The following is a 25,732-nucleotide window of genomic DNA, read 5'->3' on the forward strand; positions in this document are numbered from 1 at the left end:
ATTTTCGTTTCTGCTTAGGTCTCCCTTTGCAGCGGCGTGAATAATACGAATCAGCCCCTACTTCGTCAAGGGCTTTTTTGTTTTTTTACAGGTTTTTTAGTCATCTGACATCGAAAGGTTTAAAATTTCACCTGATTTGTCACTTTTTGAGCCATTTTTGCCGACTTGATTTTTTTCTGCATCGGCGTTGCTCTCATCGTTTACTTTCTTTTTGTTTAAAAAAGGCAGTTTAAAGTTAAATTTGATTGGCTTTTTCTGTACAAAAATACGAATTGCTAACCACCCTAACAATAAAATGAGCAAATTACAGCCCACGATTAAAGTCACTAATGTAGAAGTGGCCATTTTTTCTTCAACGGGTTCAGCTTCCAAGGCCAGATTTTGATCAATAAGCGTAGCAGGGTCTATTTCGGGCACTGCTTCTATTGGCCTTTCTATCTCAAATTTGTATGTTGGTATTGTCGCCATGAACTCACGACCGTTTATATTAGTGCCAAAAACAGACAGTTCAACGCTGTATCTTCCCCAATCATAGTTTTTAATTGCTAGTTGGCGTGTATCACCCGCTTGCGCGTCAATTGTAAACATTTGCTCTTCATTGTTAGGGTAATAAATTTTTCCCTGCACAATAACGGTTTCGGGTTTAACTATGTTGCTATCTATATTAATAGTTAGCTGGTGATCGTCAGTATCAAGCTCTGCCAGTGCGACCTCAGATTTAAATGGCGGTTCATGCACAATGATAGGGTCTTGCACAATCCGTCGCTGTAATAAGGGGGTCGCTATATAGAGTTCTGGTGTCCACTGCCCTGCAGGAAAATCTAATTTAAATTCGCCAGTAAACACTCCATCGTTAGGGCGTTCATCAAAGCCGCGGCCATCGTCTTTAAATTCGGCAACTTCTTGAGTGCCTGCACCAAAGTTTGCATAGCTTTCATCGTTGGTACTTACAAAGTCAACGTTTAGGCTTACTACATCTGTGAATAAGTTAGCATCGATAGGCTCATCATCATTTAAAATTTCGCCCGTTATTTTTATTGTCTCGCCTCTAAACAACATAGGAGGTAGTGGCTGTGCTTTTAAAGACACTTCCCCTAACACCACAATGCGGCTGTCGGGCAAAATGCGGCCAATAACTTGCCATGGGCCAGCCATCGGTTTTTTTATGGTGATTAAGTCGTAACTAAGCTCATCAAACCAATCGAGGTTGGGATCTTTAACGGCGTTAGTGGCAAAGTACTTACTGCCATCGGGCCTGACTAAAATAACCGCGGGCGAACCTGGCTTTCTAAAAAATAGTAAGGTTATTTCGTCTAATTGGCTGTCTATACGAAAACGGTTATCTAGCAGCGGTATTTCATTTTGTTCGCCGTCGCGTTTAAGTAGCTCTACTTGCTTAACGGCAAACGCACTGGCGCTAAACAGCGAGGTGGCGCACAGTACAGTTATAAAATACATCGTTTTCATAGTTGGCCTTATTCAGCGCGCCATAAACAGTGGCCGCCTTCTTTGTCTACAAGATCGAGTCGTGCTTCATGTGCGCTTTGCTCAGCGTCGCTTGCCCGCAATACAACTAAAGGTGCTCGGTCACTACTTAAGCGTCTTATGCCACCAGTCTGTTGCTCACTGCCGTCATCTTTATTTTGGTTTAAGTTTAGCTTGGTTTGCCCGCCCGTCATGGCAAGGTAAACATCGGCTAAAATTTCAGAATCCAGTAATGCGCCGTGTAATGTTCGTTTTGCGTTGTCTATATCGTAACGGCGGCACAAAGCATCTAGGTTGTTCTTTTGACCAGGATGCAAGTCACGCGCCATTTTAAGGGTGTCGAGAACTTGGCAGTACTCGTGCGTATTTGGGTAGCCTTGGTTAAGCAGCGCAAACTCGTTATCCATATGGCCCACATCGAACGGGGCGTTATGTATTACAAGCTCTGCACCTTTAATGTAGTCAAAAAACTCTTGCGCTATATCGCGATAAAGTGGTTTATCACGTAAAAACTCGTTGGTAATACCGTGAACATCTATTGCTTCTTCTTCAATGCTGCGTTGTGGGTTAATGTAAACATGAAAATTATTACCGGTTAAACGTCGGTTTATTAATTCTACACACCCAATTTCTATAATCCGGTGCCCCTGTTTGGGGTCGATGCCGGTGGTTTCTGTATCTAAAACTATTTGTCTACGTGCCATATCGAATTTAGCCTGACTCTGGTATCTTTCTATAATCACTTTATTGTACATAATATCAAGGTAAAACAGTGCAAAAAACCGTAGAGATTTACACCGATGGCTCATGTTTAGGTAATCCGGGCCCTGGTGGTTATGGTATTTTTATGATTTATAACGGCCACGAAAAAAAATTAAGCCAAGGGTATAAGCTCACCACAAACAACCGTATGGAAATGCTCGCTGCCATTGTTGCCCTTGAATCACTTACCCGCCCTTGCACCGTTAACCTCACCACAGATAGCCAGTATGTTAAGCAGGGTATTGAGTCGTGGATTGCAAATTGGAAAAAACGGGGCTGGCAAACATCGGCAAAAAAGCCGGTTAAAAATGTTGATTTATGGAAGCGACTTGATAGCGCTTGTAGCGAGCACACGGTTACATGGAAATGGGTAAAGGGACATAGCGGGCATAAATATAACGAAATAGTTGACGATTTGGCACGTGACGCTGCAGGCAGTAGCAACCTACTTGATGATGTAGGGTATCAGCCTTAACCCGTTAAAGCTTTCGCACTTTTTAATGCCATGAATGTAAAGCTCATGGCTGGGTTAAAAAGTGCGTACTTACATTATTTAACTATTATTATTTTTTTGCTCACACTGTTTAAAGTGCTGCTTTGATGTTTGTCTAAGCCCTGCCCCTTTTACAGGTGAAAACTGCGGCCTTGCATGCCACTTAGGTTTTATAGGCGTAAGCGGAGCCACGCGTTTTCGCGCCACCAGCATATACACACTCCCCATAGGTTTTAAATACTGTTTGGCAAAACTGCGCCAAAATACAAACCGTGAAAGCCTGTTACCACGCGCAAGAGAGGAGTAAATAAAGCGCTCATCACTAATAATTTCAAACCCCAATAAATTAAGCCAATCTTTTACCCGCGCAGGCGTAAAAAAACGCCCCGTCCATGGCAGCTTTTGGCCGCTAAAAGGCAACATTTGCGCCAATCCACATAAACTAAACGGATTAAATCCGGTAATAACAATGTAACCACCGGGTATAAGTGTGCGATGCGCCTCGCGTAATATGTGATGTGGGTCTGAGTGATACTCTAAGCAGTGGCTTAAAATACACGCATCAACACTGTGCTCATAAAAAGGCAGTTCGTCTATATCGGCTATTACACCTGTGTAAGGCCCCTCTTCGGCAACACATACTTGGTGTTTTATAGTGCTTACGCTGGTATTAAGCTCGCCACTTAAATTACCTAATTTAAGCATATGGTAACCAAACATACGCGGCAGCCATTGATCCATTTTTTGTTCAATGTCAGCACGTAAATAATCCCCATGAGGGAACTGCTGCCATGACAGCGGTTTGGGTCCTTCTTGAAAACTAAGGGCTGGTTTCATTTTTATAGCTCGTTATACTAGGTGTTACCCGTCACTTTATAGAGCAAATTAATATGGTGCAAGTTAAAGCAATTAAAGCATTTTCAGACAATTATATTTGGTGTTTAACTACCCATAATAGCAACCTAGCGTGGGTGGTTGACCCAGGCGACGCACAGCCCGTTATGGCGCATTTAGCAGAGCATAACTTACAGCTTGGTGGCATTTTAATTACCCATCATCACAGCGATCATACCGGTGGCGTAGCCGAGCTTGTAAAACAGTTTTCAAACATTGCAGTGTACGGTCCTATAAACAGTCCGTTTGCGGGGATCACCAATACACTGGTTGATGGCGATAGTATTGAGGTATTGGGTACGCGTTTTAACATTATTACCACCCCTGGCCATACCCTTGATCACATTTGTTATATTCATGAAGAGTTGGCTTTTACAGGCGATACCCTTTTTAGTGGGGGCTGTGGGCGATTATTTGAAGGGACGCCTGAGCAAATGTGGGAGTCGTTTAATAAGCTGCGTGAGCTACCTAAAAGCTGCAAAGTGTATTGCACGCATGAATATACACAAGCCAATTTAGCATTTGCAAAAGCCGTAGAGCCGCGTAACCCTGAGCTACTCCAATACAGCGATAAAGTTGATGCACAGCGTGCTAAGGGCGAAATTACACTGCCAAGTACAATAGGCCAAGAGCTTAAAGTTAATCCGTTTATGCGCAGCGACCTACCTACTATTACAGAGTTAATTCCAAAAGAATTTGTGTTGGTTACAAAAAACAATGAACCATGGGAAAACTTTGCAAGTCTGAGACGATTCAAAGACAACTTTTAGTTAAGATATGTTGACCTGTTGTAATTAATTTTGCAGCATCGTGGTTAGGAATATCCTAGGTAAAACCATTGGTTTAAAAAATAGCGAATGGTTTTATCAACATGTTAAAGTTGGTCGTTAAGTGGCAATGTTGACTCATAACGGGTAGTATTCGCCGAGTTTTTTTACCTGATGTATTGGTATATATGAATAAATCTCCTCTATTAATTGCCTTGGCGCTTGCGCTAAGTGGTTGTCAAACATTAACAACCGTAGATTCAGACGCACAAGCTGCGACCCAAGCAAATAAGCGCTTAGAAGGCGCAAGCCCTAACGATATTAACAATGCATTGATGGTAAACGCCCAATATCAACACGTTGAGCAGAGCGAAGACGCCCCCGTTTTTGATGATGTGTGGGAGCGCATTCGCTACCAACTGTCTATTGATGTACCGCAAAACCGCCCTGTTGTTACCGAGCGTAATTACTATGCGCGTCATCAAGCTTATTTGGACCGCATTTCAAAACGCGCAGAACCTTACTTACACTTTATTGTTGAAGAAGTAGAAAAGCGCGAAATGCCTATCGAAATTGCCCTTTTACCTATTGTAGAAAGCGCGTTTGACCCATTTGGCTACTCTAATCGCAGTGCTTCGGGTATTTGGCAATTTATGCCAGCCACTGGCGAGCGTTTTGATTTAAAACAAAACTGGTGGTACGACGGCCGACGCGACATAGTGCAATCTACGCGTGCTGCCCTTGATTACTTATCGTATTTACACAAAACCCTTGAAGGCGATTGGTTAAACGCCATTGCCGCTTATAATTCAGGCGAAGGGCGTCTAATGCGTGCGATTAAGAAAAATCGTAAAAAGCATTTACCAACAGACTTTTGGTCTCTCGACTTACCAAGCGAAACCACCGCGTATGTACCAAAGCTTTTAGCCCTTGCCGATTTATTAAAACGCGCTGATGAGTTTAATGTAAAGTGGAAACCGGTTATCAACGCGCAAGTTGTAGAAGTGGTTGATGTAGGCACGCAGATTGACTTAGCACTGGCGGCAGATATGGCCGATATGACTCTTACTGAGCTATACAGGTTAAACCCAGGCTTTAACCGCTGGGCGACCGACCCTAACGGTCCGCATTTTTTACTATTACCCACCGATAAAGCGGAAAAATTCAGCCAAAAGCTGGCGCAAACCGATGTTAAAGACCGCTTACGCTGGCAGCAATACACTGTGGCGCGCGGAGATAGCCTATCGGTTATTGCTAAAAAGTTTACCACCAGCACCAGTGCTATTCGCTCGCTTAATAAATTAAAGTCAAACACCATACGTATTGGCCAACAGTTATTAGTACCCTTAACCGATGGCGCAATTAATAGCGAACATTTACCTAAGCAAATGCGTTTAGCTGCTAATAAAGCCACCCGTACTAAGCTGTCGCACACGGTTAAAAGTGGCGACACCCTGTGGGACATTAGTCGCGAATACGATGTCACCATGGATGAGCTGGCCTCGTGGAATAAACTGAAGAAAAACTCAGTATTGCGCTTAAATCAAAAGCTCACTGTTTATAAATCAGCGAGTAAACCACAAGCAACTGCAAGTACTAATCGCACCATTACGTACAAAGTACGCCGTGGTGACTCGCTTGCTCGTATTGCGTCTAAATTTAATTTAACCGTAAACGAAATTATTAAGTGGAATAACTTAGCCGGCCAAAAGTATTTACAGCCTGGCCAAAAGTTAAAGCTTAAGGTTGATGTAAGAAGTAGTTAACCAACGGTTTAATAATTAAAAAAGGAGCGCATGCGCTCCTTTTTTTGTACATATAAGCAGTTAATACCAATTCGCTTAATTAAATGCTCTATTTTGAGGCCGGAAAAACGTGTTAATAGCTAGGCAATAAATTCGCTATTTAGTTGTTCTCGCCAATTGCTCCTGCATGGCTCTGCCTTCTGCATCCATGCGGTCGTAAATGAGCATTTTTTAACGAAGGTAGCGACACATTTAACCCCGCAAAATGATTAAGTATTATTGCGCATTAGTGTTACTAAGCTGGTAATTTTTCAAGCCATGCTTTTAACCACGGCTCTGCTACAGGCCATGGCTCAAAGTCTTCGCAGGCATCTATTTCTAAACGGTTTCCTACAGGCTTAGCTTGCAAGTCACGTAGTAGCTCATCAAAGCTGCGCCCTGCACCGCAAAACGTATCGCCGTAGCATCTATCGCCCATGGCTATAACACCAAATGGCTTATCAGTTAGCATCGGAAATGTGCTGTTCATAGCAAAGTAGAGCCCTGCTAAATTGCTAGGTACATCGCCTTGTCCTGTGGTAGAGGTAACAACTAATATATGTGAGGCGTTTTTAATATCATCAAGTGAGGCTTCACTAATAACGCTCGCAGTGTGCCCCGCTTTTTCAATTGTATTTGCAACGTCGTAGCTTAAACGTTCTGCTCCGCCGTTAACGCTGCCTACAAAAATACTAATATGTGCCATTAATAATCCTTTTCTTGCTGTGGCCAACCTAGTTGCTTACATATACTAAGCATGTCTTCACCTAGTGGCGCTTTAATTACGATGGGTTTATGCGTGTAAGGGTGCACAAAACTAAGCTGTGTTGCAAATAGCATTAACCGCCGCAGTGCAAAATGCTCCCTAAAAAATTGATTATGCTGATTATCACCATGATTTACATCACCAATAATAGGTATTGATAAATGATTAAGGTGGCGCCTAATTTGATGCTTTCGCCCTGTTTTTGGAAAACACTCTACGAGCGAGTAACGCACCGTGGGGTATTTACCAATAGGAATTGGTAGCGTGGCTTGATGCAGACAATTAAATTGTGTTTGCGCCGCTTGTGGCGCTTTATCTTGCGTGGCAAATTTGTCAGCTATTTTATCAAGCTCTTCTTTTAACGGTTTATCTAAAAACACCGATTCAGGCGCAAAACCACGTACAAGCGCTAAATAACGTTTTGTAATAGTGCCTTCAATAAATAGCTTGTTCATGTCTCGGGCAGATTCTGAACTTAAAGCAAATAGCAGCACACCTGATGTTGGTCTATCTAGCCTATGCACCGGAAATACATGTTGCCCTAATTGGTCGCGCAGCATCTGCATTGCAAACTGAGTTTCGTGTTTATCTAAAAAAGAGCGATGAACCAATAAGCCTGCGGGCTTATCTATGGCAACAAAGTATTCGTCTTGGTAAAGAATATTAAGCTCGCCGTACTCTACAGGTTCTCCCTTTTCAGTCATGGGGTTTACCTAAAAAAGCATCAAGTTCACTAAGTAGCGTTATAATTTCGCCGCTGCCGGTTTTACCCACTAACGCCATTTCTGCCATTGGCGCAATGGCAAAATTTTGCGGCAATGGTTGGCTGAGCGTTATTAATTGCTGCATTTTTTCAATAAATACAAACTGTAACCATTGCTCAAATGCCATGGTATCGTGACAAAAAGGCACTTGAGATTGTAATTTATGCGCCTCTATTGGCGTGCTTTGCCACAGCTTATGTTTTTTTAAAAGTGTGCTTAATTGGTTTAAATAAGCCTGAGTTTGCTGATACATAACCACTCTTCTTTTTACGTTATAGGGCAATTATACCCTGTTCCCTCAATGCCTGCTATGGCGTATAATTAAGGTAATTTTGCAGTAAAAACAATTGAGATAACGATGAGCGAACACATAGCGACACTTGGCCAACTTTTAGATGGCGCCGGTACACAATGGCGTGCTTTTGATATTGGCAGGCATATTACTAAGCTTGATAAAAAACAGTTTTTAGCTATTGAGCAAGCGCAAGTTCCTTATCCTTATCCGCTTGCGGGGCATGCATGGCTGGCTATTCAATTTTGGGATAGCAAAGCAAGTAAAGAACCTTATGTATGGTTTTTAAAGTTTCCACTTGATGAGCAAAGTAAATTAGTGAGCGCGAGCCGCGATCATTTCGCTAATATGGTAATTGAGGCTCTAGGCAGCGAAATTACCGGTGAGCAAGCCGATGGTAAGCTAGATAATAACCCTTATGTGTTTACCCCTAATGCAAATAAATTAGCGGCTTTTAACGCCCAACTTAAAGTATTGTTAAAGCAACCAGCCTCTAAATATTACGAGCACACGCAGCTGTACTTTAGTGGCACTTTAGGTTTTGATGATTGGCAAAACGTTGCGCTACAAGGGATTGCTGATTTTGCACTGCGCCTAAATAACGACAACAACTTAGCAAACTTGCAAAAAGCTTGGCCGCATTTACCACTAGAGGTATTGCAGCCTTTGAGCGCCATGCTTGAACATGTAGAAATACCGCCATCACTCAGTGAGCTTTTAGTCGCCTATGGCCACACTGCCATTGAAAATAACGATACAATTGCACTAACTGCCGCACTGCGCTCACTTTCAAAAGGCCAAGCGCAAGGACTGTGTACACAACTAGTAGATGCTGTATTAAGCTCATCTGTTGGCACTGATTCAGATGTACTTTTAACGATTGCAGGGCGATGCTTTTCTCAACTAGAAGAGCCTGAGCGCTTACATATTTTTATGGATAATTGTGCGCACCACCAGCAAATTGCCGAGCTATTTCCCAGTATCTTTGCTGATTTAGTTGCAATACCCACTATACGCCCACACTTACTAGGCTTATTACGTAAAGAAAATCGCAGCGAAACGCTCGCTCGCGCAATTGGAAGGTTGTTCTCTTAATGGCTACTTTGTGGACGTTTATCGCCATTGGCGCTGTAATTTACTTGTTTTGGCTAAACCGAAAAGTAGCAGAAGCTGCTAACAGTCATGCCGCGCGCCAAGCTGAGCAATTACAGGTTCAGTTAATGAGCGTAGCGTGCACAAAACGCCGCTTTGGCATTTTAAAAAATGGCAAACCGGGGATCAAAAGCGAATTTATGTTTGAGTTTTCAAGTGATGGCGAAAATGCCTATCAAGGTATTTTAATTATGGAAAATGAAATGCTAAAAAGCGTTGTTGTGCCGCCACACAAAATTTAACTCTAATCGTTAAAACCGGTGGGGTTAAAGTGAAACCACTAAAATAAGTTAATACATAAAACTAAGGCGTAACAAAAGTTACGCCCCACTCTTACAGCATCCTGCTTGTTATCCTTGACCCAAAATCCGTATTATCATCCCCTGAACGAGTAAACAACCCTATTTACCCTCAACATTGCATCCTGCAAAATCCATAACCACCCTGGCTAACCCACGTAAACTAACGCTTGGCTACTTGCTGTAGCATCATCCTTGGTCATCCTTTTAAGTAGCTCCTGCCACTTTAAATGCATCCTGCATTTTCCACTTGCCGCCTTGGCCATCCTGCGTAAACTAACGCTCCTGCTACTTCCTGTAGCCTCATCCGTAAATATCCTTAAGTAGTTCCAACTACTAAGCGCTTCATGCACTTCCTAGTTCGTCCTTGCGTCCTTTTTAACTTGTCCTTTATGCTTCCTGCTAGCATCTGCTATGTTGCCTATTCCGTATCCTTGGCAGTAGCTTAGTCATTAAGCTATGTCGTCTTGACAAGTTAAATACTACGCGAGTTTAGGTTTCATCCTACTAGGTAAACAAAATTAATTTTTCGTAATATATATGAAAAAATATAAAACCCTATATTAAACAAAAACTTACCCTTTTAAAGCTGCATTTATGAACGAACGTAACTGATAATGCGCACGTCAATGTAAGATATATCTCACGGGCATATGTCCGTAATGGCGCTTATCCCTTACAGACTTACTTTGCATATGGTTTAAAAAGAAGCTCTCCGGATACTTTATTAAAGGCAAGTGCTTTATAAGTGCTAAATCCTTCTGATTTAAAAAACGTATTATGCTCTTGGCGTGTAACAAAAACGGCAAGCCCTTTAGCCCCTGTATTTTTAGTTGCTAAATCATCTAAGCCTCGTAACAGGTAGCGCCCAAGCCCGTGGCCTTGCACGTGCGGGTCTACCGCAATAAACGCTAAATAGTAGTAATCGCCAATCTCATTAAGCGCAGTGCGTATTGTTTGCTCTTTTTCTATTAGTTGGTTGGTTTGCAAATACCCTGCGCTGAGCATTAGCTTTAAGCGCCAATGCCAATAACGCTCTGGTTGTAATTGGCTGCTTGACTCAAATACACACGCCACCGCTTTTAATTTATCATCGCGGTACAACCCTATTAATGGCAGTTTTTCTTGCCAAAAAGCACTGAGTTCTTCGCGTATCACTGAGCGTAATTTTTTCTCGTAGGCAGCCATATTATGTTGATCATAACCTAATAAATTTTGAAGTAGCGGATCATCATGATAGGCCTGATAGATTAAACTCCCTGCAGTGCTTATATCTTCAGGGGCAAGGTATTGTACGCTTAATGTGTGCTCATTAGAGGTGACTGTCATTGTGTATCCTTTTTGCTTTACTACCCTCAACGTTGCCAAACTATTTACCGTATATAAAGTAATTGTATGGCGAAAATTTTTATCTATACTGCAAGTTAACTATATACCTAAAGCAAAAATACCGTCAATTCAGCGAGAGTTTAACTAGCAAAGCCTATAGTCTGGCTCTAAGCTTGGTTTAATTTAATCAGATGGAGTAATAATATGGATACGACAAAACACGATATGAAAACGTTGTTTGCACAATTGGGTTTACCTAGCTCAGAACAACAGATTGACGATTTTATTGCTTCTCACTCACTAGAAGACACAACGCTTTTACAACAAGCTCCTTTTTGGGATGAATCACAGCAGCATTTTTTAGCAGAATCGCTAGCAGAAGATGGCGCGTGGAGCGAAGTAATTGATGAACTTGATGTGAGGCTTCGCCAAGAAGGTAAGTAATACTAGTTTGCTTAATTATGCGACCTATTTTGAGGTTCGATAAACGTGTTTATAGCTAAGCAAGAACTCACTATTTGCTGTTCTAAATGAAAAATTTTTAACGCAAGTAGCGACACGTTTAGCCCCGCAAAATGATTAAGTATTATTGGGAATTGGTATAATCCCCCCTCTGCTTATACCAAGGCTTTATGCGCCTTGGTATTGTTGCTACTATAGCACCCGCGCAGCAAACACTTGCTGCGCTTATATATTAAAGAGTTACAAATCTAATGAATGCAGTTGTATTTGATGCAATTAAAGTCCTTCTTGATGAAGGCAAAACCCCTACTGTTGCCCTAACTAAAAGCCGTTTAGCACAACCTGTGCCTATGCCGGTTATTATTGCCGCAGTAAGCCAATATAAAAATAACCCTGATTCAATCCATAATTTAATGAAAAACCCTGAGCAGAGCATCGTTGAGCCTAAAACATCTCAACTCGATCGCATTGAGAAAAAACTCGATAGGTTGCTAGCCCTGTTAGAGCAAAAATAATTTGAGACTATAAATGTTCGTTGTTGATTTAACGTTTGACTGCTACCAAGACACCACCCTAGAGCACGCTGAGCAAGCCATTAACCGATTAGTTAATGCACTGCGTTTTAATGGCCAAATTATGGGTGAAGAATTCCCAACTGTACTAAAAGATGGCTATTTTATTACCCGTGTAATGTGCCCAACCGAAGACGCCATGCACCCATTAAATAATAGCCCTTTTGTAAAACACAGTATTGAGAAGCTGCACAGTGCAGGTTTACTTGCTCCTAAAATAAAAGTTATTGGCCAAGACATTCACTCAAACGGTGCCGATACTTGTAAATCGCCTTCAAGCTATATTTTATACACAACCTATGTGCATACCTGTAGCCCACTGTATTGTGGTGATGACTTTTTACCCGTGCCATTATTTACTATTCCGGCCATTGCAAATGGTGATTATAAAACACTCATAAAATGGCAAGAAGATTGGCAAGCCTGCGATCAAATACAAATTAACGGCGCTATTCGGTGTGAATTTCCAGCCCTTGAAGAAATATCAAGCACACAAAGTGACTTATATCGCCGCGGTAAAGACATTGCTAAACGTATCCGCTTTTTAACTCAAAAACCGGTTTATTATTATTTATACCGTGTAGGCGGTGTAGATAAAGCCTCAGAACTTGAGCGTAAATGCCCTAGCTGCAATAGTGAGTGGAAATTGCCAGAGCCGTGGTTTGGGTTATTTGATTTTAGGTGTGAGCCATGTGGGTTAGTATCTAATGTTTCGTGGGATTTTCAGTAACTAAAAGCCTGCACTTTGCAAAATAAAGTTACACACCTTATAAAAAATCAGCTTAATGCATTGCACTAAGCTGATTTTTTAATGCTCAATTAAATTAAGTAAAGGCCGCGAGTAAGGCTACAATATCGTTACTTTTTTCTGTAATAACTAAGCAACCTTTAACGCGTCTTGCACAGGGGTTATCCTGCACAAAAATTAACGATTACTGCACATTAGTTTAATTAATCTAAACCTCAAGCGCTTTTAAAAAAGATTCTATATTGGGTGCAAGTACATGATGCGGCTTTTTACCTACGTACTCTAAACATACCTCACCGGTATTTACCTGCACGGTAACCAGTAAGTCATCTTGCTCAGTTAAACCTATAAATAGGGTTTCTGGCTGTTTTAATTTTCGTTTCATTAATACATGACCGGTAATATTTTGTTGCAGCAGCTCAAAATCATCTTTATTCCAAGCTTGTAATAACTCCACACGGTGACCATCTATGCTGGCTAAAATGCTACCGCCATACATGTGCCCATAAAACTCATCAACCCCTGCTGGGAAGCTCAGCTCAAGCGCGCTAGCTAAATCTGATAATGAACCTGCGGGGGTTTGCAAAGCACTTTTCCATTGAATATTGCCTTGTGCGTCTACCTCGCCAAACTCGCAAGGGCTAGGCCATTGTTCATCGTGTGCCATAAGCGGATATTTAGCGGTGTTTTTAACGGTTTTTTCACAAAATTGCGTGTGAAGTTGGGCCATTTGCATTGCAACAGACATACTGCGAAACTCATTTAAATTAGATATAATGTCCCTATTGTAACTATTTAAGAGCAAACATGACAGATTACAGCAATTCTCCAGACCTTAAAGGTAGTGTGTTAGGACAATCTACTGAATATGTAGATGTATATTCGCCTAGCTTGCTTTTTCCTATTGCCCGCAAGTTAAATCGTGATGCTTTAAATATTGACGAAGCCGAGTTGCCCTTTAAAGGCCAAGATATTTGGACAGGTTATGAGCTTTCGTGGTTAAACGCTAAAGGTAAACCGCAGGTTGCCGTGGCGCTGTTTACTTTTGCGTGCCAAAGCAGCCATATTATTGAGTCTAAGTCGTTTAAACTTTACTTAAATAGCTTTAATCAAACCCGCTTTGAAAGTACTGAGGTGGTAAGACAGCATTTAATTGAAGACTTATCAAATGCGGTAAATAGCGATGTAGCGGTAACGTTATACGCACCTGATGACTATAACTGCTTACCTTGCACGCCATTACCTGGGCAATGTATTGACGATTTAGATATTGAAATAGATAACTACGATATTGACGCCTACTCACTTAAATCAAAAAGTGACACCCTGGTTACTGAGACCCTGCATAGCCATTTGCTTAAATCTAACTGCTTAATTACCTCGCAACCAGATTGGGCCAGTATAATTATTCGTTACACTGGTGAGCAAATATGCCATGAGGCACTCTTGCGTTATTTAATTTCATTTAGAACCCACAATGAGTTTCATGAGCAATGTGTAGAGCGTATTTATAGTGATTTGACCACGCAGCTAAACATTAAAGAGCTTGAAGTCTATGCGCGTTATACACGCCGCGGTGGGCTGGATATAAATCCTTATCGTTCAACGCACTATAACGATACGCCTTTTGCGGTAAAAATTAATCGCCAGTAATACCAATCGACTTAAATATCACCATAAAAAAGGAGCTTAAGCTCCTTTTTTATACCCGCTATAAGCTAGTCAATGCGCTTAGTCGGAATAGGCATTGCGCACACATCAACATAATTATGGGCGTATACAAACCAAGGTTCGGTACGATTTTTTCGCGCCTCAATCAATTCTCTAAATGATTGCGAGTCTGTTTTCATAACATTAAAGGTACTTTTATCACGCTTAATATCGGCTAACACCTCAATGTTTGTAATTGGGTTAAATGGCGTATTAGCAACAGGCTTACGCTGTAAACGATTAAAGTGCTGCATACCTTCAAGCACTCTTCCAAATACGGTAATATTTTTATCAAGGTAGCGCGGACCTTGGCCAATGGTGACAAAAAATTCAGTGCTTGCACTGTTTATCTCATTGCCACGCGCCATGGCAAACACACCGTGGCAATGTACCTGCCAAGTTTGTGTATTAGAGGCGTTTTGTGCGACAGCAAAACCGTTTAAAAACCCCGTTACAGGCGCGTAACCATCGCCTTGTAGCTCTGTAATTTTAAGCGGCTGTGCGGTGCTATGGTAAAACTCTGCAGGCACAGTTTTATTAGCCGTTTTAATTGCTTTATTGCCTGAGCTGTCGCCACCTTGTGCTACAAACCCTTCAACAAAACGATAAACACGGGTATTTTTATAAAAGCCTTCTCGTGCAAGTTGTTTTATGTGCGCAGTATGTTTAGCTGCAAGCTGTGGGTTAAGCTCAACATAAGCCTCCCCTGTAGGCAGCGTAATTTTTAAAACATTTTGCCTGTCTACATTTCGCCATTCGTGCGCTTTAGCGTGCTTTATTACCTCGCTTGCGCTACGGATTGGGGTTTGTTAAGTGCCCGCGTGTTGCTTTGTGTATTGGGCGCACCCAGTTAATCCTGTTATTAGTGCTGCTAAATATAGTCCTTTCATATAATCCTTATACTGCCTATTTAGTCCCAATCAAACTTATAGAGTAAATCAACATTTTGATTTAAACCACTGGTGATCTCTACATAAAATTGCGAAAGCAGCTGATAGCGAATAGCGACCTCGCTGAGCGAGTCAAATACCCCAACGCTGTATTTAACTTGTAAGCTAGGCGCTACATAGCCCGATATTTCAAGCTTAGTGTTATCGCCAGAGCCCGTTGAACTTAAGCTTACATCAGATAAACCAATGGTTTCGCCAACTTTAGATACAACGCCTTCACTGCGGCTCACCCCTTGTGAGAGCAATAACTGAGTAAGCATGGCATCGCTTGAACTGTCGCCCTCGCCTAGCGGCTGCCCATTGAGTAAATAGGCCAGCGCTTGTGCTTGATCCATTGCCGGCTCAGAAAATACTTTTAAGGTAGGTTGCTCAACGTTACCAGTAAGCGTAACACCTGCCACAACATCGTTTGCTGTGGTGTCTGGATTACGTATGGCTTTAATATTTAAAAACGGTTGCTCAATCGAGCCACTAAACCCTATTTGCCCAGTACTAATAATTAAATCTTGGCCAAAAGCTAAATACGTACCATCGATTAAATTTAGCTCGCCGGTGGCAATTATAGGGGCGCCCTGGCTCATTTTGATGGCTAAATCGCCCGCTATTTTCGACTCAAGACCAAACGATTCTATTTTTACATCGTTTTTAACAATCACTTTTAAATTTACATCGTAATCAAACGGCACGTTTTCTGCCGTTTCAGTTTGTTGATCAACAATAATCTCATCGTCACTCACTTGAACGGCGCCCTCTGGCAGCTCTTCAATCATTACCCTGCCATAAGGCACAATCACTTCGCCAGTCAGCTTTAATGCATTATTTGCAAGTCCAATGGTTAAATCAGGCGAGACTTTAAACGTCACGCCTTGCTGCGCGCGAACAAAAAACTGCTCGCCGTTAACGCTTACATTTACCTCAGGCTGTGCACCTTGCCAATCTACGTCGCCGGTTAGGTTGATTTTACCGCCTTGGGTGTCGTTTAAATTACCTTTAATTGTGGCGGTGGTTTTATCAAATAAAATGTTTACATTAGATTTTTGCAACACCACCGGCAACTGCTCACCTTCTAAATTGATATCACTGACATTTAGCTCACCATTTAATAAAGGGTCTTGCAAAGTGCCGGCAACTGCCACGTTACCTGTTATATCGCCTTTTAATTGCTCAAGGGTTTCGAGAAATGGATGTAAGTCTGATAGCAATATTTTATCTATATTAAGGTGACCGTTTAATGTTTGCTGATTTTGAATATCATCAATATTAATTTCGGTGGCTATTTTACCAAGCACACTTGAGCGTAAATCGGCCTCTAGCTTACCCGTTTGAGAGTCAGTGTAGGCACTAACTTTTAGCGTCTCGATGGGCAATTTAAACCGGTCTTCCTCTGAGGTAAGAACAGCAACAAGGTCATCCGCATTTAAATTAGCGCGAAGTGTTTTTAATGCGCCCTCGTTCCAATTTGCAGCAAAGTCGCCGCTTATATCGCCACGCGTACGCATGTTATCTGGTAAAAAGTGTTTAAGCTCTTCAAGCGCTAAATTGCTCAACGTAGCATTAAATTGACCCAAGTTTTTAGTTTGCGCTAGGGTGTTAATACATAGCTCACTATTGTTTGAGCGCCAGCAATGCGCACTCACATCAAAATCGCTGGTTTGGGTATTAAACATCACCGCAATTTTTTTACTATTACTAAAGCTGAGCTTTTTGTCACTTAGCGTTATGTTACTCAGCGAGCCATTCCATACGTCATTATTGAGCTTACCGGTTACTTCAAGTTCAGCAGCGCCTTGCTCTGCATCTATGGCGGCAACCAGCTGATGGTCGGTTTTATCGCCAGTGGCAGTTAGCTCAACACTATTAATTACCTGATCAGCAACCATTGCTGAGCCTACGTTTAAGCTCACATCGGTTTGCCAATCTGCGGCTGTATCGAGCTGACCGTTAAGGGCGAGTTTGTTAACGTTTATGTCGTTATACATAAAGTTATCGAGTAATAACGATAAATCAACGGCGGGGGTTAAACGGGGCCCTCTAACTTTTAAATCGGCCTTACCGTTTGCAACGAATGGCAGATTAGTTTGCTCATTTCCTGTCAGTGTTACTTTTCCGTCAACCTGCCAGGTGTCGTCAACTTGCCCGCTCAAGGTTAATTTATTGGCACCGCTACTTAAATACAGGCTGTCTATGTTGGCTTTTAGCGTATTGTTAAGTGTAAAGTTTGAGGCAAATTCAAGCGGTGTTTGGTTCAGTGTACCTGCAAGTTGTGTATTATCCATTTGCAAGTGCCAGTTTTGCCCTTCGCTGTTAAAGCGCCCTTCTAGCTGGCCAGAAATATTACTTGTAAGCGCATCTGTTAAGTATTGTACTTTTAAGCTATTTAACGAACCGGTGAAATCGGCTTGTATGCCCTTTTGCCAATTAACATTACCTTTAAATATTGCACTACTGTCGTTTGCTTTTAGGCTTAAGGTACTTAACTGCGCTTGGCTAAGCGAGCCGTTTAATTGCGTGTTTAATACTACAGCTGGATAGGCACCTAATTGGCTATGCGCTTTTAAACTTAGTGTGTAATCATCCGCATTACCCGAAGCTGATAAATCAACATTATTTACTTTTAGCTCGTTACTTTGAGCGTCAATCAACCATTGCTCAACTTTACCAGTAAGTTCAAACGGATAATTTTTTTGTTTTAAATTAGCCGTTGCCGTTAAATTTAATGGGTACTGACCAGTCGTTTGTAAATTTATATTTAAATCAGATAGATCACCACTTAACGCTAAATTCGCTTGGTGCAAGTCGCTGTTTAGCGCTACTTTAGCGTTTAATGGTAAGTTACCTGCAAGCTCACTCGTTAACTCTGTATTTAATTGCCATTGTTGATACTGCGCGCTAAGCGTTTGTAAGTTAACTTTTTCATCTTCTACATTTAATACAAGCGCTATATTTTCGATTGTGTGAGTTTGCTCACCTTGCTCAATATCCACCTTTTTAACGTCAAACTGCTCTACCCGTAAATTAAGGGGCGATGTAAATTCTATATCTGGTAACGCAGGTAGCGCTGTTAGCGCTTGGCCTTGATTAGCCGTTGCTTGATTAGATGAGGCGGGTTGCTCTTTAAGCTTTACCAATACATCACTAATAGTTAGGCTTTTTAGTGCTAAGGTTGCATCTTCAGCTTTCGCTGCAAGGGTAAAGTTATTTACGGTTACATCAGCACTGGGATGATTTAATACAAATTCGTTTATTGCTACATTTTTAACGGCAATATTAAAGGGAAACGTAATTTTAGCTAATGGCTCTGAGGTGCTCTGTTGTGTGGCTTCGGGTGCATTGCCAAGGGCTAGTTTTATTGACCGCGCGCTTACATTTTCAATACATAGGCCATCGCACTGCCACCAAAATAAATCTATTTTAAGCTGCTGCGCTTTAAAATCTGTACTTTGGTTTTTAAAACTCACATTAAACGGGTTGTTATATAAAAAGCGCCCTTTTTTAATCTCAATATGTAAGCCGTCCACCATTTTATTGGCACTATAAGCAATAAATTGATTACCGGGCGCAGTAAATAACAAGCAAAATATAATAACGGCAAGCGTGATTAAAACGCCGATGACGGCGGCGGATATTTTTTTAAATACTGACATTAAATTTCTGGCCCTATGGTAATGCTTAAACGTGTGCTTTTACTTTCTTTAGTAAGCCCCCATGCATGGTCTACTTTTACGGGGCCAATGGGTGTTAAATAACGAAAGCCAAAGCCTGCGCCCACTTCAAAGTCGTCCGAAAAATCATTTGTGGCGGTACCGCCATCAACAAATAAAGCGGCGCGCCAATTTTGTGCAAATTGGTAATTGTATTCAATAGTACTGGTTAGTAAGTATTTACCACCAATTAAATCACCGTCTTCATCTTCAGGTGAAATAGACTGATAAGCAAAGCCACGTACACTTTGGTCACCACCGGCATAAAAGCGCAGCGAGTAAGGGACGTTTTCAATATTATCGACCAGCATGGCGCCCACGTTTGCTTTTAAAAAAACTAAGTGTTTATCTAAATAGGTTCGCAGCCACGCATGCTGCAGCTGCACCCGCACTAAGTTTGTGGTTGAAAGTACATCATCTAAACCAAACTCGGCCGAAATTAGCCACTGCTCACCCCAATAAGGCGTTGTGCCTCCTTTTGACTTTTTGCGGGCATAGCTAATACCGGGCATAAGCATTTCGGTGCTTTCTTCTGGTTCATCACCAATGCGGTATGTTTCTTGGTCACGACGTAAAAAGGCCGTGCGTACCCATTTATCTTCAGTTAACCATTGGCGTTGCAGTTGGCCGGTCAGTATTTCACTGTATATGTCATCGGCAAGTTCATCTTCTAACTTGTAACCCACTGATAAACGCCATAAATCGTCGTTAGGGTCATCTACCGGAATGGTGTATGCCATAGAAATATCTTGCTGTTTCTCAGCTACATTTAAATTGCTTTCCAGATAATGCCCATCTTCTGTGATCCAGGGTTTACTCCATTTAAAACGCACTTTCGGGCCCAGCTCGGTATTAAAGCCACCGCCTACTTCGTAGCTATTAGCAGGTTTGTGTAGCACATCAATATTTATAGGCACTTGTCCGTTAGCTCTGGCTGGTATATCGGCATAAATACGCACGCTTGCAAAATACGGTGTGCTTGAGAGCTCAAGGTTATAATCGGCAATTTGTGTGGCTTTATAAGCTTGCCCTTGGGTAAAAGGTGCAAGTGAACGAATGTATTTTTCTGCGGGGGTTTCGCTGGCAATGATTATATTGCCATACGTGTAGCGCACGCCGGTATCTATATTAAATGTAATAACGGCACTGTTTTTTTGCACTGATACCGCAAGCTTTCGGGCTGGCCATTTAGCATCAAAATAGCCTAGCTCTAATAGCATTGACTCTATTTTTTTATGAGCTGAGTCGTACCTGCCATGATTAAGAACATCGCCCTGGGTTAAATTTAAGTTTTTAATAACGTTTTGTAATTGCGAGTCGTTTTTACCCTCACCATTAAGCGTTATATTGATAGCTTCTATGCGCGTTGCAGGGCCGCGCTCTACTTTAACGATAAGCTCTTTGTCGTCTTTATCAAACTCAATGTCTACCGTTGGGTTGTAATACCCCAGCGCTTTAATACTGCTTTGCACTTGCTTTTTAGCATAGCGACGCAAGGTTCTGGTGGGTTTTTCGCCAACCAGTTGTTTTAAATATAGCTCAACGTTACTTTCTAACTCGCCACTAATCCCTTTAATTTCGTAATCTTCAATTACCCTTTGCTCAGCGCTGGCTTGAGTGCTTATAAAAAAAGCTAAAAAAAACACAAAACGTAATAACTGTTTGAACAAGTAAATATCCTTACTTTTTATTCTTTAAAATTTAACCACCAATGAGTTACATACTACCATAGCCATAATGAGCAACACATTAACTTAATGGTAATCTTGCACCAAATTTCACTCCCCTTTAATGCCTATAAAGTCAAAATTAATACGCTTTAAAGCAATATTTTGGTTACAATAGTGGCTACGAATACAAAATTAATTTTAAATGAGTTTTTAATGCAATTCCCTGATGATGATAACGGCCAACTTTTAGCCGAAATAGCCGCTGCTGGCGTTGATTTAAGCAAAATGCACCAAATCGATTTTTTCATTTTATTTGAACAACAAGCTGATGCTGAAAAATTTGCCAAAGAAATAATCTCTGATGCATTAGTACAAAGCGCAAACGTTGAAAAATGTAAAGACACTGGCGTGTGGGAAGTGATTACTCATGTACAAATGGTGCCAGAGCACACATTGCTTGGCCAAGCAGAGCAATACCTTGAAAGTATTGCTAACAGTTACAATGGCTATGGCGATGGCTGGGGTTTAATGGACGAAGACGCCGCTTAACAAAAATCAGTTAAGCTTAACCGCTTAACTGATTAGCTTTTCTAAAGTTGCCAGTGTAATCAAATAATTTATCAGATACCTTCCAGCCATACTTTTTACTTTTACGCGCGATAACAAAATCGGGGTGCACTAAATCGAACTGTGCCTTAATTACCTGCTCAGCACTTTTAAATTCGACAGGCGCTTGCCCCTGCCCTAGACGTTTACCAAACTGTTTATTAAAAATATACTGCCCGCCTTTACTGGCAAGGTTATATACCTCATCGCAACTTGCACCATCTTCATCAAAGTAGGTTATTTTAATTAAATCATCTTTAAGTTTTACCACTGATAACCCACTACAGCGCAGTACTAACGCATCTTTCAAATTAAGGGCGTTACGTAGCTTGTCGTCGGGGTCGGCCATTACTGCGCCACAATCATGGCATTTACGAGCTGCTATATCGTTTTGAGCGCCACATTGTTCGCACTCTTTAAACCTAAACCGATAATCGCATTGCTCTTTATGGCCTTCGTCATCTTTTAATAAACCTTGGCAGCGCCTGCCAAAATGCTCAACTACTTTGCCATCAGCATCGGTTTTTCCCCAAAAAATATTTGCAAACCCACACCCAGGGCAAAGCACTTGAACGGGCTCATTATCGCTATCACCTTTTTTATCGCCCACCTCAGGGTGAAATAAATCAAAGCCGTTGCCTGCGTAATCTATAACTAAGCAGTCTGTTTTTCCTTCATTTAGCCTAAGCCCACGGCCAACAATTTGTTGGTATAAGCTAACCGATTCGGTGGGACGTAAAATAGCGATAAAATCGACATGCGGCGCATCAAATCCGGTGGTTAAAACAGAAATATTAACGAGGTATTTTATGTTTTTTTGTTTAAATTGATTTATTAATTTATCGCGCTCTACATTTGGGGTATCGCCAGTTATAAGGGCACTTTGCTCTGCGGGTAAATAAGTTAAAATTTCTTGCGCGTGCATCACCGTTGCCGCAAATATCATCACGCCTTGGCGGGTTTCACTGTATTGTATTACCTGCTTCAGTATAGCTTGCGTTGCGCGCTCACTATTTTTTACAAGCGCATTCATGTCATCAGTCGTATATTGACCAAACGCATTAGTAGCCAAGGACGAAAAATCATAATGACTAATTGCCGCGTCCACTTCATTTGGCGGCGTTAAGTAATTATGTTTGATCATATACCTGAGCGGTAATTCAAATATACAGTTTTTAAATGGACTTTCTTTATTACCTTTTACAAAACCATGGTAATGATGATGGTATATCCACCCCATTCCTAATCTATAAGGTGTGGCCGTTAGACCCAATACTTTTAACTGAGGATTATATTCTTTGAGCGTATTTATAACCTTTCCATATTGACTTTTTTTATCACCATTTACTCTGTGGCACTCATCAATAATAAGCAAAGAATAATGCTCATTTAATTTATTTAAATTACGCGATAAAGACTGAACACTGGCAAAAGTAACTTGGTGGCTGAGTGATTTTTCTTTTAACCCTGCTGAAAATATACTCGCTTCTAAACCAAAACTTTTATATTTTTGTGCGTTTTGCTCTACCAACTCTTTAACATGTGCAAGCACCAAAATTTTTTGCTTAGCAATTCGCGCAAGCTCTGCAATAACCAGGCTTTTACCCGCACCGGTAGGCAGTACAATCACGGCAGGATCATTTGTTTTTCGAAAATGTAAAACGGTGCGCTCTACGGCCTCTTGCTGATACGGCCTTAATTTATAGCTCATGAAAATAGTAAATAGAATAACCAGAAATGCAGTTTAACAAATACTAAGCGACTGCGGGGAGTTTAAGGTAAGTTTTGGCCAATTAAATCTAGCGTACAAAGCGTAAGCCTTAGCCTAAGTTTAGTTATTAAGTTATACGCCATTAAAAAGAGAAGCCGTAGCTTCTCTGTTACTTTATTAAGCTAGGTGCTTTTGTAAATCAACACCTTCAAACGCTTTAGGGCGACGACCACGACCGGTCCATTCAATCACTTCGCCATCTACTTCAATACGATACTTAGCTCTTACTTTAGTACGTTTATCTGCAGTACCGTCTTGTAAATCTTCTAACGTAAGTCCTTTTTCTTTTAAAAGATCCAACACTTCCTGTTTAGCTTGTAGCTGCTCAGTATATTTTGCAATCGCATCAGTGATTAATTGTTGTGCTTTTTCTAGCTCAGTTAATGATGCTGTTTTAATAAAAGATCGAACTTCTTTCATTTATATCTCTCTTGCTTGTTGGAGTTAACTTTTTAGTTTCAAAGCAAGTATAAACCCAACAATATATTTTTACCATGAGCAATTTTACTCCATAGCAAAAGGTATAAAAGCAAATACTTTAGCATGAGAAATCAGCATAGAATAAGTATAGTAATGGACTTTAATATCAAATAAAAAATATTTAACCTCTATTAATTTTTTAATAGAGGTTAATAAACTTATAAAGTTAAAGTCTATTTATCAATTTTTACACTACCACGGGTCATCTCTCTCATTGCCTCTTGGCTTAATTCTTCTTGGTAAGCAATTTGTTCAGGTGTTCTACACACTCTTGTTGCAATGTTGCTACCTGTGGTTTTTTCGAGTTTACATATTTTGCCATCGCTTTCACTGGCGTTAAGTGCTGCTGCACTAGTGCAACCTGAAGCTAAAATTACTAATAATATGGTACAAAGATGTTTCATTGTTTATCCTTAATTTAAGTGTGTTGAGGGAGTATGTCATAAGCAATTGTTACTCGTTCCATTTCACTATTTAGGGTATTAGTCCCATGCCAAAAATAGGATGGAAATTGAATAAGTTTGCCTTCCTCTGGTTTTAATGTTGTCTCAGGTAAAAGCTTAGTGTGCATATTAAATCCTGGCTCACCTAGCTTTAACCACCCTTCTTGGTTGGTTGATTCAGATATCAGCGTGGGTATAGATACATAAAATGGTGAACTCATCCAACCTTGGCTGTGATAATGATTTTTATGAAAACCTTTACCTTTCAGAATTACCGACCATGAATCAGTTACTTTAAAATCACCAACATTTCTTTTTAAAAAAGGGTGTTGATTATCTTTTGGAAGCCTTGATAAAAAGCATGACGTTAACTCGTATAGCTCCTGCTTAAGCATTTTTAGTATCGGCAGTTGATAATCAAATAACTTTTCTGCGGTTTGAGAACCATTCACTAAAGATTGCTCTAAAGGATGGTTTTGATAATAATGATACTGTTTTAACGTATCTTTAAGCTCAGTTAAAAAATCATCTATAGAAGCAAAGCCAGAAGGTGTTGCTATTTTCTCCTGCATAACAAATAAATCATAATTGCAGTAATATGAGTACAGCTCGCTTTTTAGTAATCTCAGTGCTGTATTTTTAATACACAAGTACTCTTGGTTATATTCGTCTTGATTTAATAACTTATTTATAATGTTCAATGCGTGATCTGGTTTATCTATCGCAATATAGCTTTTGGCTAATTCTATGTACGCGTGATTATTCTTAAACCTATTACTGGCAGCTAAATGGGTCTTTAAAGATTCATCAAATAAGCTGTTTTCACGTTCGTAATCACCCACTATAGAAAACGCTTTTTGTGGGCAATTGCTTTGAGAGAGTATTTGCTTTGCTATTTTGTAAGCCTCAGTTTGCTTACCCGATGTATAAAGCTTTTGTGCAAGCTCAGCTTCCAGTGCGGTATTTTTTCCTGTTATTTTTAAAGCATGGTTATATGAGGATAAAAAACCAGAGTCTGCAGTTTCCCATAGCATTTGGTTCAGCCAATGATGACTGTCTAAATCTAGCGGGTTGATAGTTGTTAGTTCTGTATATATTGCTTTGGCTTTTTTAAACTTACCGGCTAAGTGATAGCAACTGGCTATATTTTTTTTAGCTTCAACTAAACCTGGGCTTAATTTTAAGCCTTGCTCAAAAGTTATAATTGCTTTATCCCAAAAGCATAAAGCTTTTAAAGCCAACCCTTTACTATTGAGAATACTAGCATCAGCACCAAAATTGCGAATATAATCATCTGTGAGCCTATCGACCTCAGTAAACTTCTCAAGCTTTAAGTCTGTTTTTATTTTTGCACTGAGAATAACTGCATTTTTAGGGGATAGTGTAAATGCTTTATCAATGTATTCTTTTGCTTTAGTAAATTCATTCTTTTTAAAGTACAAAACAGAGATATTATAAAGTGTTTCTATATCGTCACTATATATAGCCAATACATTTAAATATTGTTTTATTGACTTATCAGGTTCACCCAACAAGTTATATAATTTTGCTTTATTTACATTTAAATGAAAATGACGTGGACTTAGTTTAATACCTTTTTCAATCTCGGCTAAACATAATATATAATCTTTTTTCTTTTGGTATGCTATAGATTTTAAGTGATGAAGGTGCGCTACAATACTCGATTCATTACTTTTAATCGAATTAGCAATTTTTAATGCCTTAAGGAAATTATTATTATTAATTTCCTTAAGGATTAAGTTGCTTACATCTTGAAATGACATGCCTTGGCTTTGCATATGTTCTCTTAAATAATAAAAAGGCCGATAATA

Annotated in this window: 24 protein-coding genes and 1 pseudogene; 10 read left to right on the forward strand and 15 right to left on the reverse strand. The window is 40.5% G+C overall.

The genetic code is table 11. The features are described 5' to 3' along the window. Positions 1-96: 96 nt before the first annotated feature. Both NQT65_RS04605 and dnaQ read right to left on the reverse strand, forming a co-directional pair. Positions 97-1,467, reverse strand: coding sequence for a TIGR03503 family protein (locus NQT65_RS04605; protein WP_004585982.1), 1,371 nt, complete (start codon positions 1,465-1,467; stop codon positions 97-99). 8 nt (positions 1,468-1,475) lie between these two features. Next, complete coding sequence (dnaQ, locus tag NQT65_RS04610; RefSeq protein WP_138685594.1) at positions 1,476-2,189, reverse strand: DNA polymerase III subunit epsilon; 714 nt, start codon at positions 2,187-2,189, stop codon at positions 1,476-1,478. A 68-nt stretch (positions 2,190-2,257) separates the two neighbouring features. Here dnaQ and rnhA point away from each other — a divergent pair, with 68 nt between their 5' ends. Next, positions 2,258-2,722: a ribonuclease HI gene (gene rnhA, locus NQT65_RS04615; protein WP_004585980.1), complete on the forward strand. Its 465-nt coding sequence runs from the start codon at positions 2,258-2,260 to the stop codon at positions 2,720-2,722. A gap of 78 nt (positions 2,723-2,800) precedes the next feature. Here rnhA and NQT65_RS04620 read toward each other — a convergent pair whose 3' ends face one another. Then, a complete protein-coding gene (locus tag NQT65_RS04620; protein WP_138685595.1) occupies positions 2,801-3,577 on the reverse strand; it encodes a class I SAM-dependent methyltransferase in 777 nt (258 codons plus the stop codon). 53 nt (positions 3,578-3,630) lie between these two features. Here NQT65_RS04620 and gloB point away from each other — a divergent pair, with 53 nt between their 5' ends. Both gloB and NQT65_RS04630 read left to right on the forward strand, forming a co-directional pair. Continuing rightward, positions 3,631-4,404, forward strand: coding sequence for a hydroxyacylglutathione hydrolase (gene gloB, locus NQT65_RS04625; RefSeq protein WP_256850610.1), 774 nt, complete (start codon positions 3,631-3,633; stop codon positions 4,402-4,404). 185 nt (positions 4,405-4,589) lie between these two features. After that, positions 4,590-6,167, forward strand: coding sequence for a LysM peptidoglycan-binding domain-containing protein (locus NQT65_RS04630; RefSeq protein ID WP_256850611.1), 1,578 nt, complete (start codon positions 4,590-4,592; stop codon positions 6,165-6,167). Between the two features lie 274 nt (positions 6,168-6,441). On the opposite strand, the gene NQT65_RS04635 is transcribed toward NQT65_RS04630, so the two are convergent. Genes NQT65_RS04635 through NQT65_RS04645 form a run of 3 tightly spaced genes read right to left on the reverse strand, consistent with a single transcriptional unit; the run spans position 6,442 to position 7,968 of the window. Continuing rightward, on the reverse strand, positions 6,442-6,891 hold the full coding sequence (locus NQT65_RS04635; protein ID WP_024033689.1) for a flavodoxin: 450 nt from the start codon (positions 6,889-6,891) through the stop codon (positions 6,442-6,444). Beyond that, positions 6,891-7,655 (reverse strand): tRNA pseudouridine(65) synthase TruC, encoded by a 765-nt coding sequence (gene truC, locus NQT65_RS04640; protein WP_064386733.1) that lies wholly within the window; start codon positions 7,653-7,655, stop codon positions 6,891-6,893. The genes NQT65_RS04635 and truC overlap by 1 nt, the downstream gene beginning before the upstream one ends. After that, complete coding sequence (locus NQT65_RS04645; protein WP_256845504.1) at positions 7,648-7,968, reverse strand: YqcC family protein; 321 nt, start codon at positions 7,966-7,968, stop codon at positions 7,648-7,650. Before NQT65_RS04645 ends, truC begins: the two co-directional genes overlap by 8 nt. A 105-nt stretch (positions 7,969-8,073) precedes the next feature. Between NQT65_RS04645 and NQT65_RS04650 the strand changes: the two genes are divergently transcribed. Beyond that, positions 8,074-9,102, forward strand: a complete 1,029-nt coding sequence (locus NQT65_RS04650) for a DUF3549 family protein (protein ID WP_256850612.1) — start codon at positions 8,074-8,076, stop codon at positions 9,100-9,102. Next, on the forward strand, positions 9,102-9,401 hold the full coding sequence (locus NQT65_RS04655) for a DUF3301 domain-containing protein (protein ID WP_004585972.1): 300 nt from the start codon (positions 9,102-9,104) through the stop codon (positions 9,399-9,401). The genes NQT65_RS04650 and NQT65_RS04655 overlap by 1 nt, the downstream gene beginning before the upstream one ends. A 741-nt stretch (positions 9,402-10,142) precedes the next feature. Here the strand turns inward: NQT65_RS04655 and NQT65_RS04660 are convergent. After that, positions 10,143-10,787, reverse strand: coding sequence for a GNAT family N-acetyltransferase (locus NQT65_RS04660; protein ID WP_024033694.1), 645 nt, complete (start codon positions 10,785-10,787; stop codon positions 10,143-10,145). 204 nt (positions 10,788-10,991) lie between these two features. On the opposite strand from NQT65_RS04660, the gene NQT65_RS04665 reads away from it, so the two are divergent. From NQT65_RS04665 to NQT65_RS04675, 3 genes are all read left to right on the forward strand, one after another. Next, on the forward strand, positions 10,992-11,231 hold the full coding sequence (locus NQT65_RS04665) for a DUF2789 domain-containing protein (RefSeq protein WP_004585970.1): 240 nt from the start codon (positions 10,992-10,994) through the stop codon (positions 11,229-11,231). A gap of 269 nt (positions 11,232-11,500) precedes the next feature. Next, on the forward strand, positions 11,501-11,764 hold the full coding sequence (locus NQT65_RS04670; protein WP_004585969.1) for a hypothetical protein: 264 nt from the start codon (positions 11,501-11,503) through the stop codon (positions 11,762-11,764). A gap of 13 nt (positions 11,765-11,777) precedes the next feature. Then, a complete protein-coding gene (locus NQT65_RS04675) occupies positions 11,778-12,551 on the forward strand; it encodes a Zn-ribbon-containing protein (protein ID WP_256850613.1) in 774 nt (257 codons plus the stop codon). 226 nt (positions 12,552-12,777) lie between these two features. Here the strand turns inward: NQT65_RS04675 and syd are convergent, their stop codons facing one another. Next, positions 12,778-13,317, reverse strand: coding sequence for a SecY-interacting protein (syd, locus tag NQT65_RS04680; protein ID WP_138684600.1), 540 nt, complete (start codon positions 13,315-13,317; stop codon positions 12,778-12,780). Between the two features lie 59 nt (positions 13,318-13,376). Here syd and queF point away from each other — a divergent pair, with 59 nt between their 5' ends. Then, the gene (queF, locus tag NQT65_RS04685) at positions 13,377-14,222 is read left to right on the forward strand and encodes an NADPH-dependent 7-cyano-7-deazaguanine reductase QueF (RefSeq protein ID WP_054982267.1); all 846 of its coding nucleotides are present in this window, start codon (positions 13,377-13,379) and stop codon (positions 14,220-14,222) included. A gap of 65 nt (positions 14,223-14,287) precedes the next feature. Here the strand turns inward: queF and NQT65_RS04690 are convergent. The 3 genes and pseudogenes from NQT65_RS04690 to NQT65_RS04700 all read right to left on the reverse strand — a co-directional run bounded on the left by NQT65_RS04690 (position 14,288) and on the right by NQT65_RS04700 (position 20,576). Beyond that, positions 14,288-15,169, reverse strand: a pseudogene (locus NQT65_RS04690) (peptidylprolyl isomerase). 20 nt (positions 15,170-15,189) lie between these two features. Further along, positions 15,190-18,873, reverse strand: coding sequence for an autotransporter assembly complex protein TamB (gene tamB / locus NQT65_RS04695; protein ID WP_256850614.1), 3,684 nt, complete (start codon positions 18,871-18,873; stop codon positions 15,190-15,192). Then, complete coding sequence (locus NQT65_RS04700; protein ID WP_408003090.1) at positions 18,873-20,576, reverse strand: autotransporter assembly complex protein TamA; 1,704 nt, start codon at positions 20,574-20,576, stop codon at positions 18,873-18,875. Before NQT65_RS04700 ends, tamB begins: the two co-directional genes overlap by 1 nt. 237 nt (positions 20,577-20,813) lie before the next feature. On the opposite strand from NQT65_RS04700, the gene NQT65_RS04705 reads away from it, so the two are divergent. Then, a complete protein-coding gene (locus NQT65_RS04705) occupies positions 20,814-21,149 on the forward strand; it encodes a ribonuclease E inhibitor RraB (RefSeq protein WP_024033700.1) in 336 nt (111 codons plus the stop codon). Positions 21,150-21,165: 16 nt separating this feature from the next. Here the strand turns inward: NQT65_RS04705 and radD are convergent, their stop codons facing one another. The 4 genes from radD to NQT65_RS04725 all read right to left on the reverse strand — a co-directional run bounded on the left by radD (position 21,166) and on the right by NQT65_RS04725 (position 25,699). Beyond that, positions 21,166-22,917 carry a DNA repair helicase RadD gene (gene radD / locus NQT65_RS04710; RefSeq protein ID WP_256850615.1) on the reverse strand — a complete coding sequence of 584 codons (1,752 nt, stop codon included), beginning with the start codon at positions 22,915-22,917 and terminating at the stop codon, positions 21,166-21,168. A gap of 177 nt (positions 22,918-23,094) precedes the next feature. Further along, positions 23,095-23,397, reverse strand: coding sequence for an H-NS histone family protein (locus tag NQT65_RS04715; RefSeq protein ID WP_138684596.1), 303 nt, complete (start codon positions 23,395-23,397; stop codon positions 23,095-23,097). A 233-nt stretch (positions 23,398-23,630) separates the two neighbouring features. Further along, positions 23,631-23,861: a hypothetical protein gene (locus NQT65_RS04720; protein WP_256850616.1), complete on the reverse strand. Its 231-nt coding sequence runs from the start codon at positions 23,859-23,861 to the stop codon at positions 23,631-23,633. 14 nt (positions 23,862-23,875) lie between these two features. Then, complete coding sequence (locus NQT65_RS04725; RefSeq protein WP_256850617.1) at positions 23,876-25,699, reverse strand: putative 2OG-Fe(II) oxygenase; 1,824 nt, start codon at positions 25,697-25,699, stop codon at positions 23,876-23,878. Positions 25,700-25,732 lie beyond the last annotated feature (33 nt).

It is taken from the genome of Pseudoalteromonas agarivorans (assembly GCF_024518735.1).
GTDB lineage: Bacteria > Pseudomonadota > Gammaproteobacteria > Enterobacterales > Alteromonadaceae > Pseudoalteromonas > Pseudoalteromonas atlantica.

Coding starts and splice junctions, on each gene's coding strand:
- NQT65_RS04715 (WP_138684596.1), bottom strand. CDS start 23,397: ATGAAAGAAGTTCGATCTTTTATTAAAACAGCATCATTAACTGAGCTA.
- gloB (WP_256850610.1), top strand. CDS start 3,631: ATGGTGCAAGTTAAAGCAATTAAAGCATTTTCAGACAATTATATTTGG.
- NQT65_RS04720 (WP_256850616.1), bottom strand. CDS start 23,861: ATGAAACATCTTTGTACCATATTATTAGTAATTTTAGCTTCAGGTTGC.
- NQT65_RS04635 (WP_024033689.1), bottom strand. CDS start 6,891: ATGGCACATATTAGTATTTTTGTAGGCAGCGTTAACGGCGGAGCAGAA.
- NQT65_RS04605 (WP_004585982.1), bottom strand. CDS start 1,467: ATGAAAACGATGTATTTTATAACTGTACTGTGCGCCACCTCGCTGTTT.
- NQT65_RS04650 (WP_256850612.1), top strand. CDS start 8,074: ATGAGCGAACACATAGCGACACTTGGCCAACTTTTAGATGGCGCCGGT.
- tamB (WP_256850614.1), bottom strand. CDS start 18,873: ATGTCAGTATTTAAAAAAATATCCGCCGCCGTCATCGGCGTTTTAATC.
- NQT65_RS04665 (WP_004585970.1), top strand. CDS start 10,992: ATGGATACGACAAAACACGATATGAAAACGTTGTTTGCACAATTGGGT.
- radD (WP_256850615.1), bottom strand. CDS start 22,917: ATGAGCTATAAATTAAGGCCGTATCAGCAAGAGGCCGTAGAGCGCACC.
- NQT65_RS04630 (WP_256850611.1), top strand. CDS start 4,590: ATGAATAAATCTCCTCTATTAATTGCCTTGGCGCTTGCGCTAAGTGGT.
- NQT65_RS04645 (WP_256845504.1), bottom strand. CDS start 7,968: ATGTATCAGCAAACTCAGGCTTATTTAAACCAATTAAGCACACTTTTA.
- NQT65_RS04620 (WP_138685595.1), bottom strand. CDS start 3,577: ATGAAACCAGCCCTTAGTTTTCAAGAAGGACCCAAACCGCTGTCATGG.
- NQT65_RS04725 (WP_256850617.1), bottom strand. CDS start 25,699: ATGCAAAGCCAAGGCATGTCATTTCAAGATGTAAGCAACTTAATCCTT.
- syd (WP_138684600.1), bottom strand. CDS start 13,317: ATGTCTGTTGCAATGCAAATGGCCCAACTTCACACGCAATTTTGTGAA.
- NQT65_RS04655 (WP_004585972.1), top strand. CDS start 9,102: ATGGCTACTTTGTGGACGTTTATCGCCATTGGCGCTGTAATTTACTTG.
- dnaQ (WP_138685594.1), bottom strand. CDS start 2,189: ATGGCACGTAGACAAATAGTTTTAGATACAGAAACCACCGGCATCGAC.
- NQT65_RS04675 (WP_256850613.1), top strand. CDS start 11,778: ATGTTCGTTGTTGATTTAACGTTTGACTGCTACCAAGACACCACCCTA.
- NQT65_RS04660 (WP_024033694.1), bottom strand. CDS start 10,787: ATGACAGTCACCTCTAATGAGCACACATTAAGCGTACAATACCTTGCC.
- NQT65_RS04670 (WP_004585969.1), top strand. CDS start 11,501: ATGAATGCAGTTGTATTTGATGCAATTAAAGTCCTTCTTGATGAAGGC.
- queF (WP_054982267.1), top strand. CDS start 13,377: ATGACAGATTACAGCAATTCTCCAGACCTTAAAGGTAGTGTGTTAGGA.
- NQT65_RS04705 (WP_024033700.1), top strand. CDS start 20,814: ATGCAATTCCCTGATGATGATAACGGCCAACTTTTAGCCGAAATAGCC.
- truC (WP_064386733.1), bottom strand. CDS start 7,655: ATGACTGAAAAGGGAGAACCTGTAGAGTACGGCGAGCTTAATATTCTT.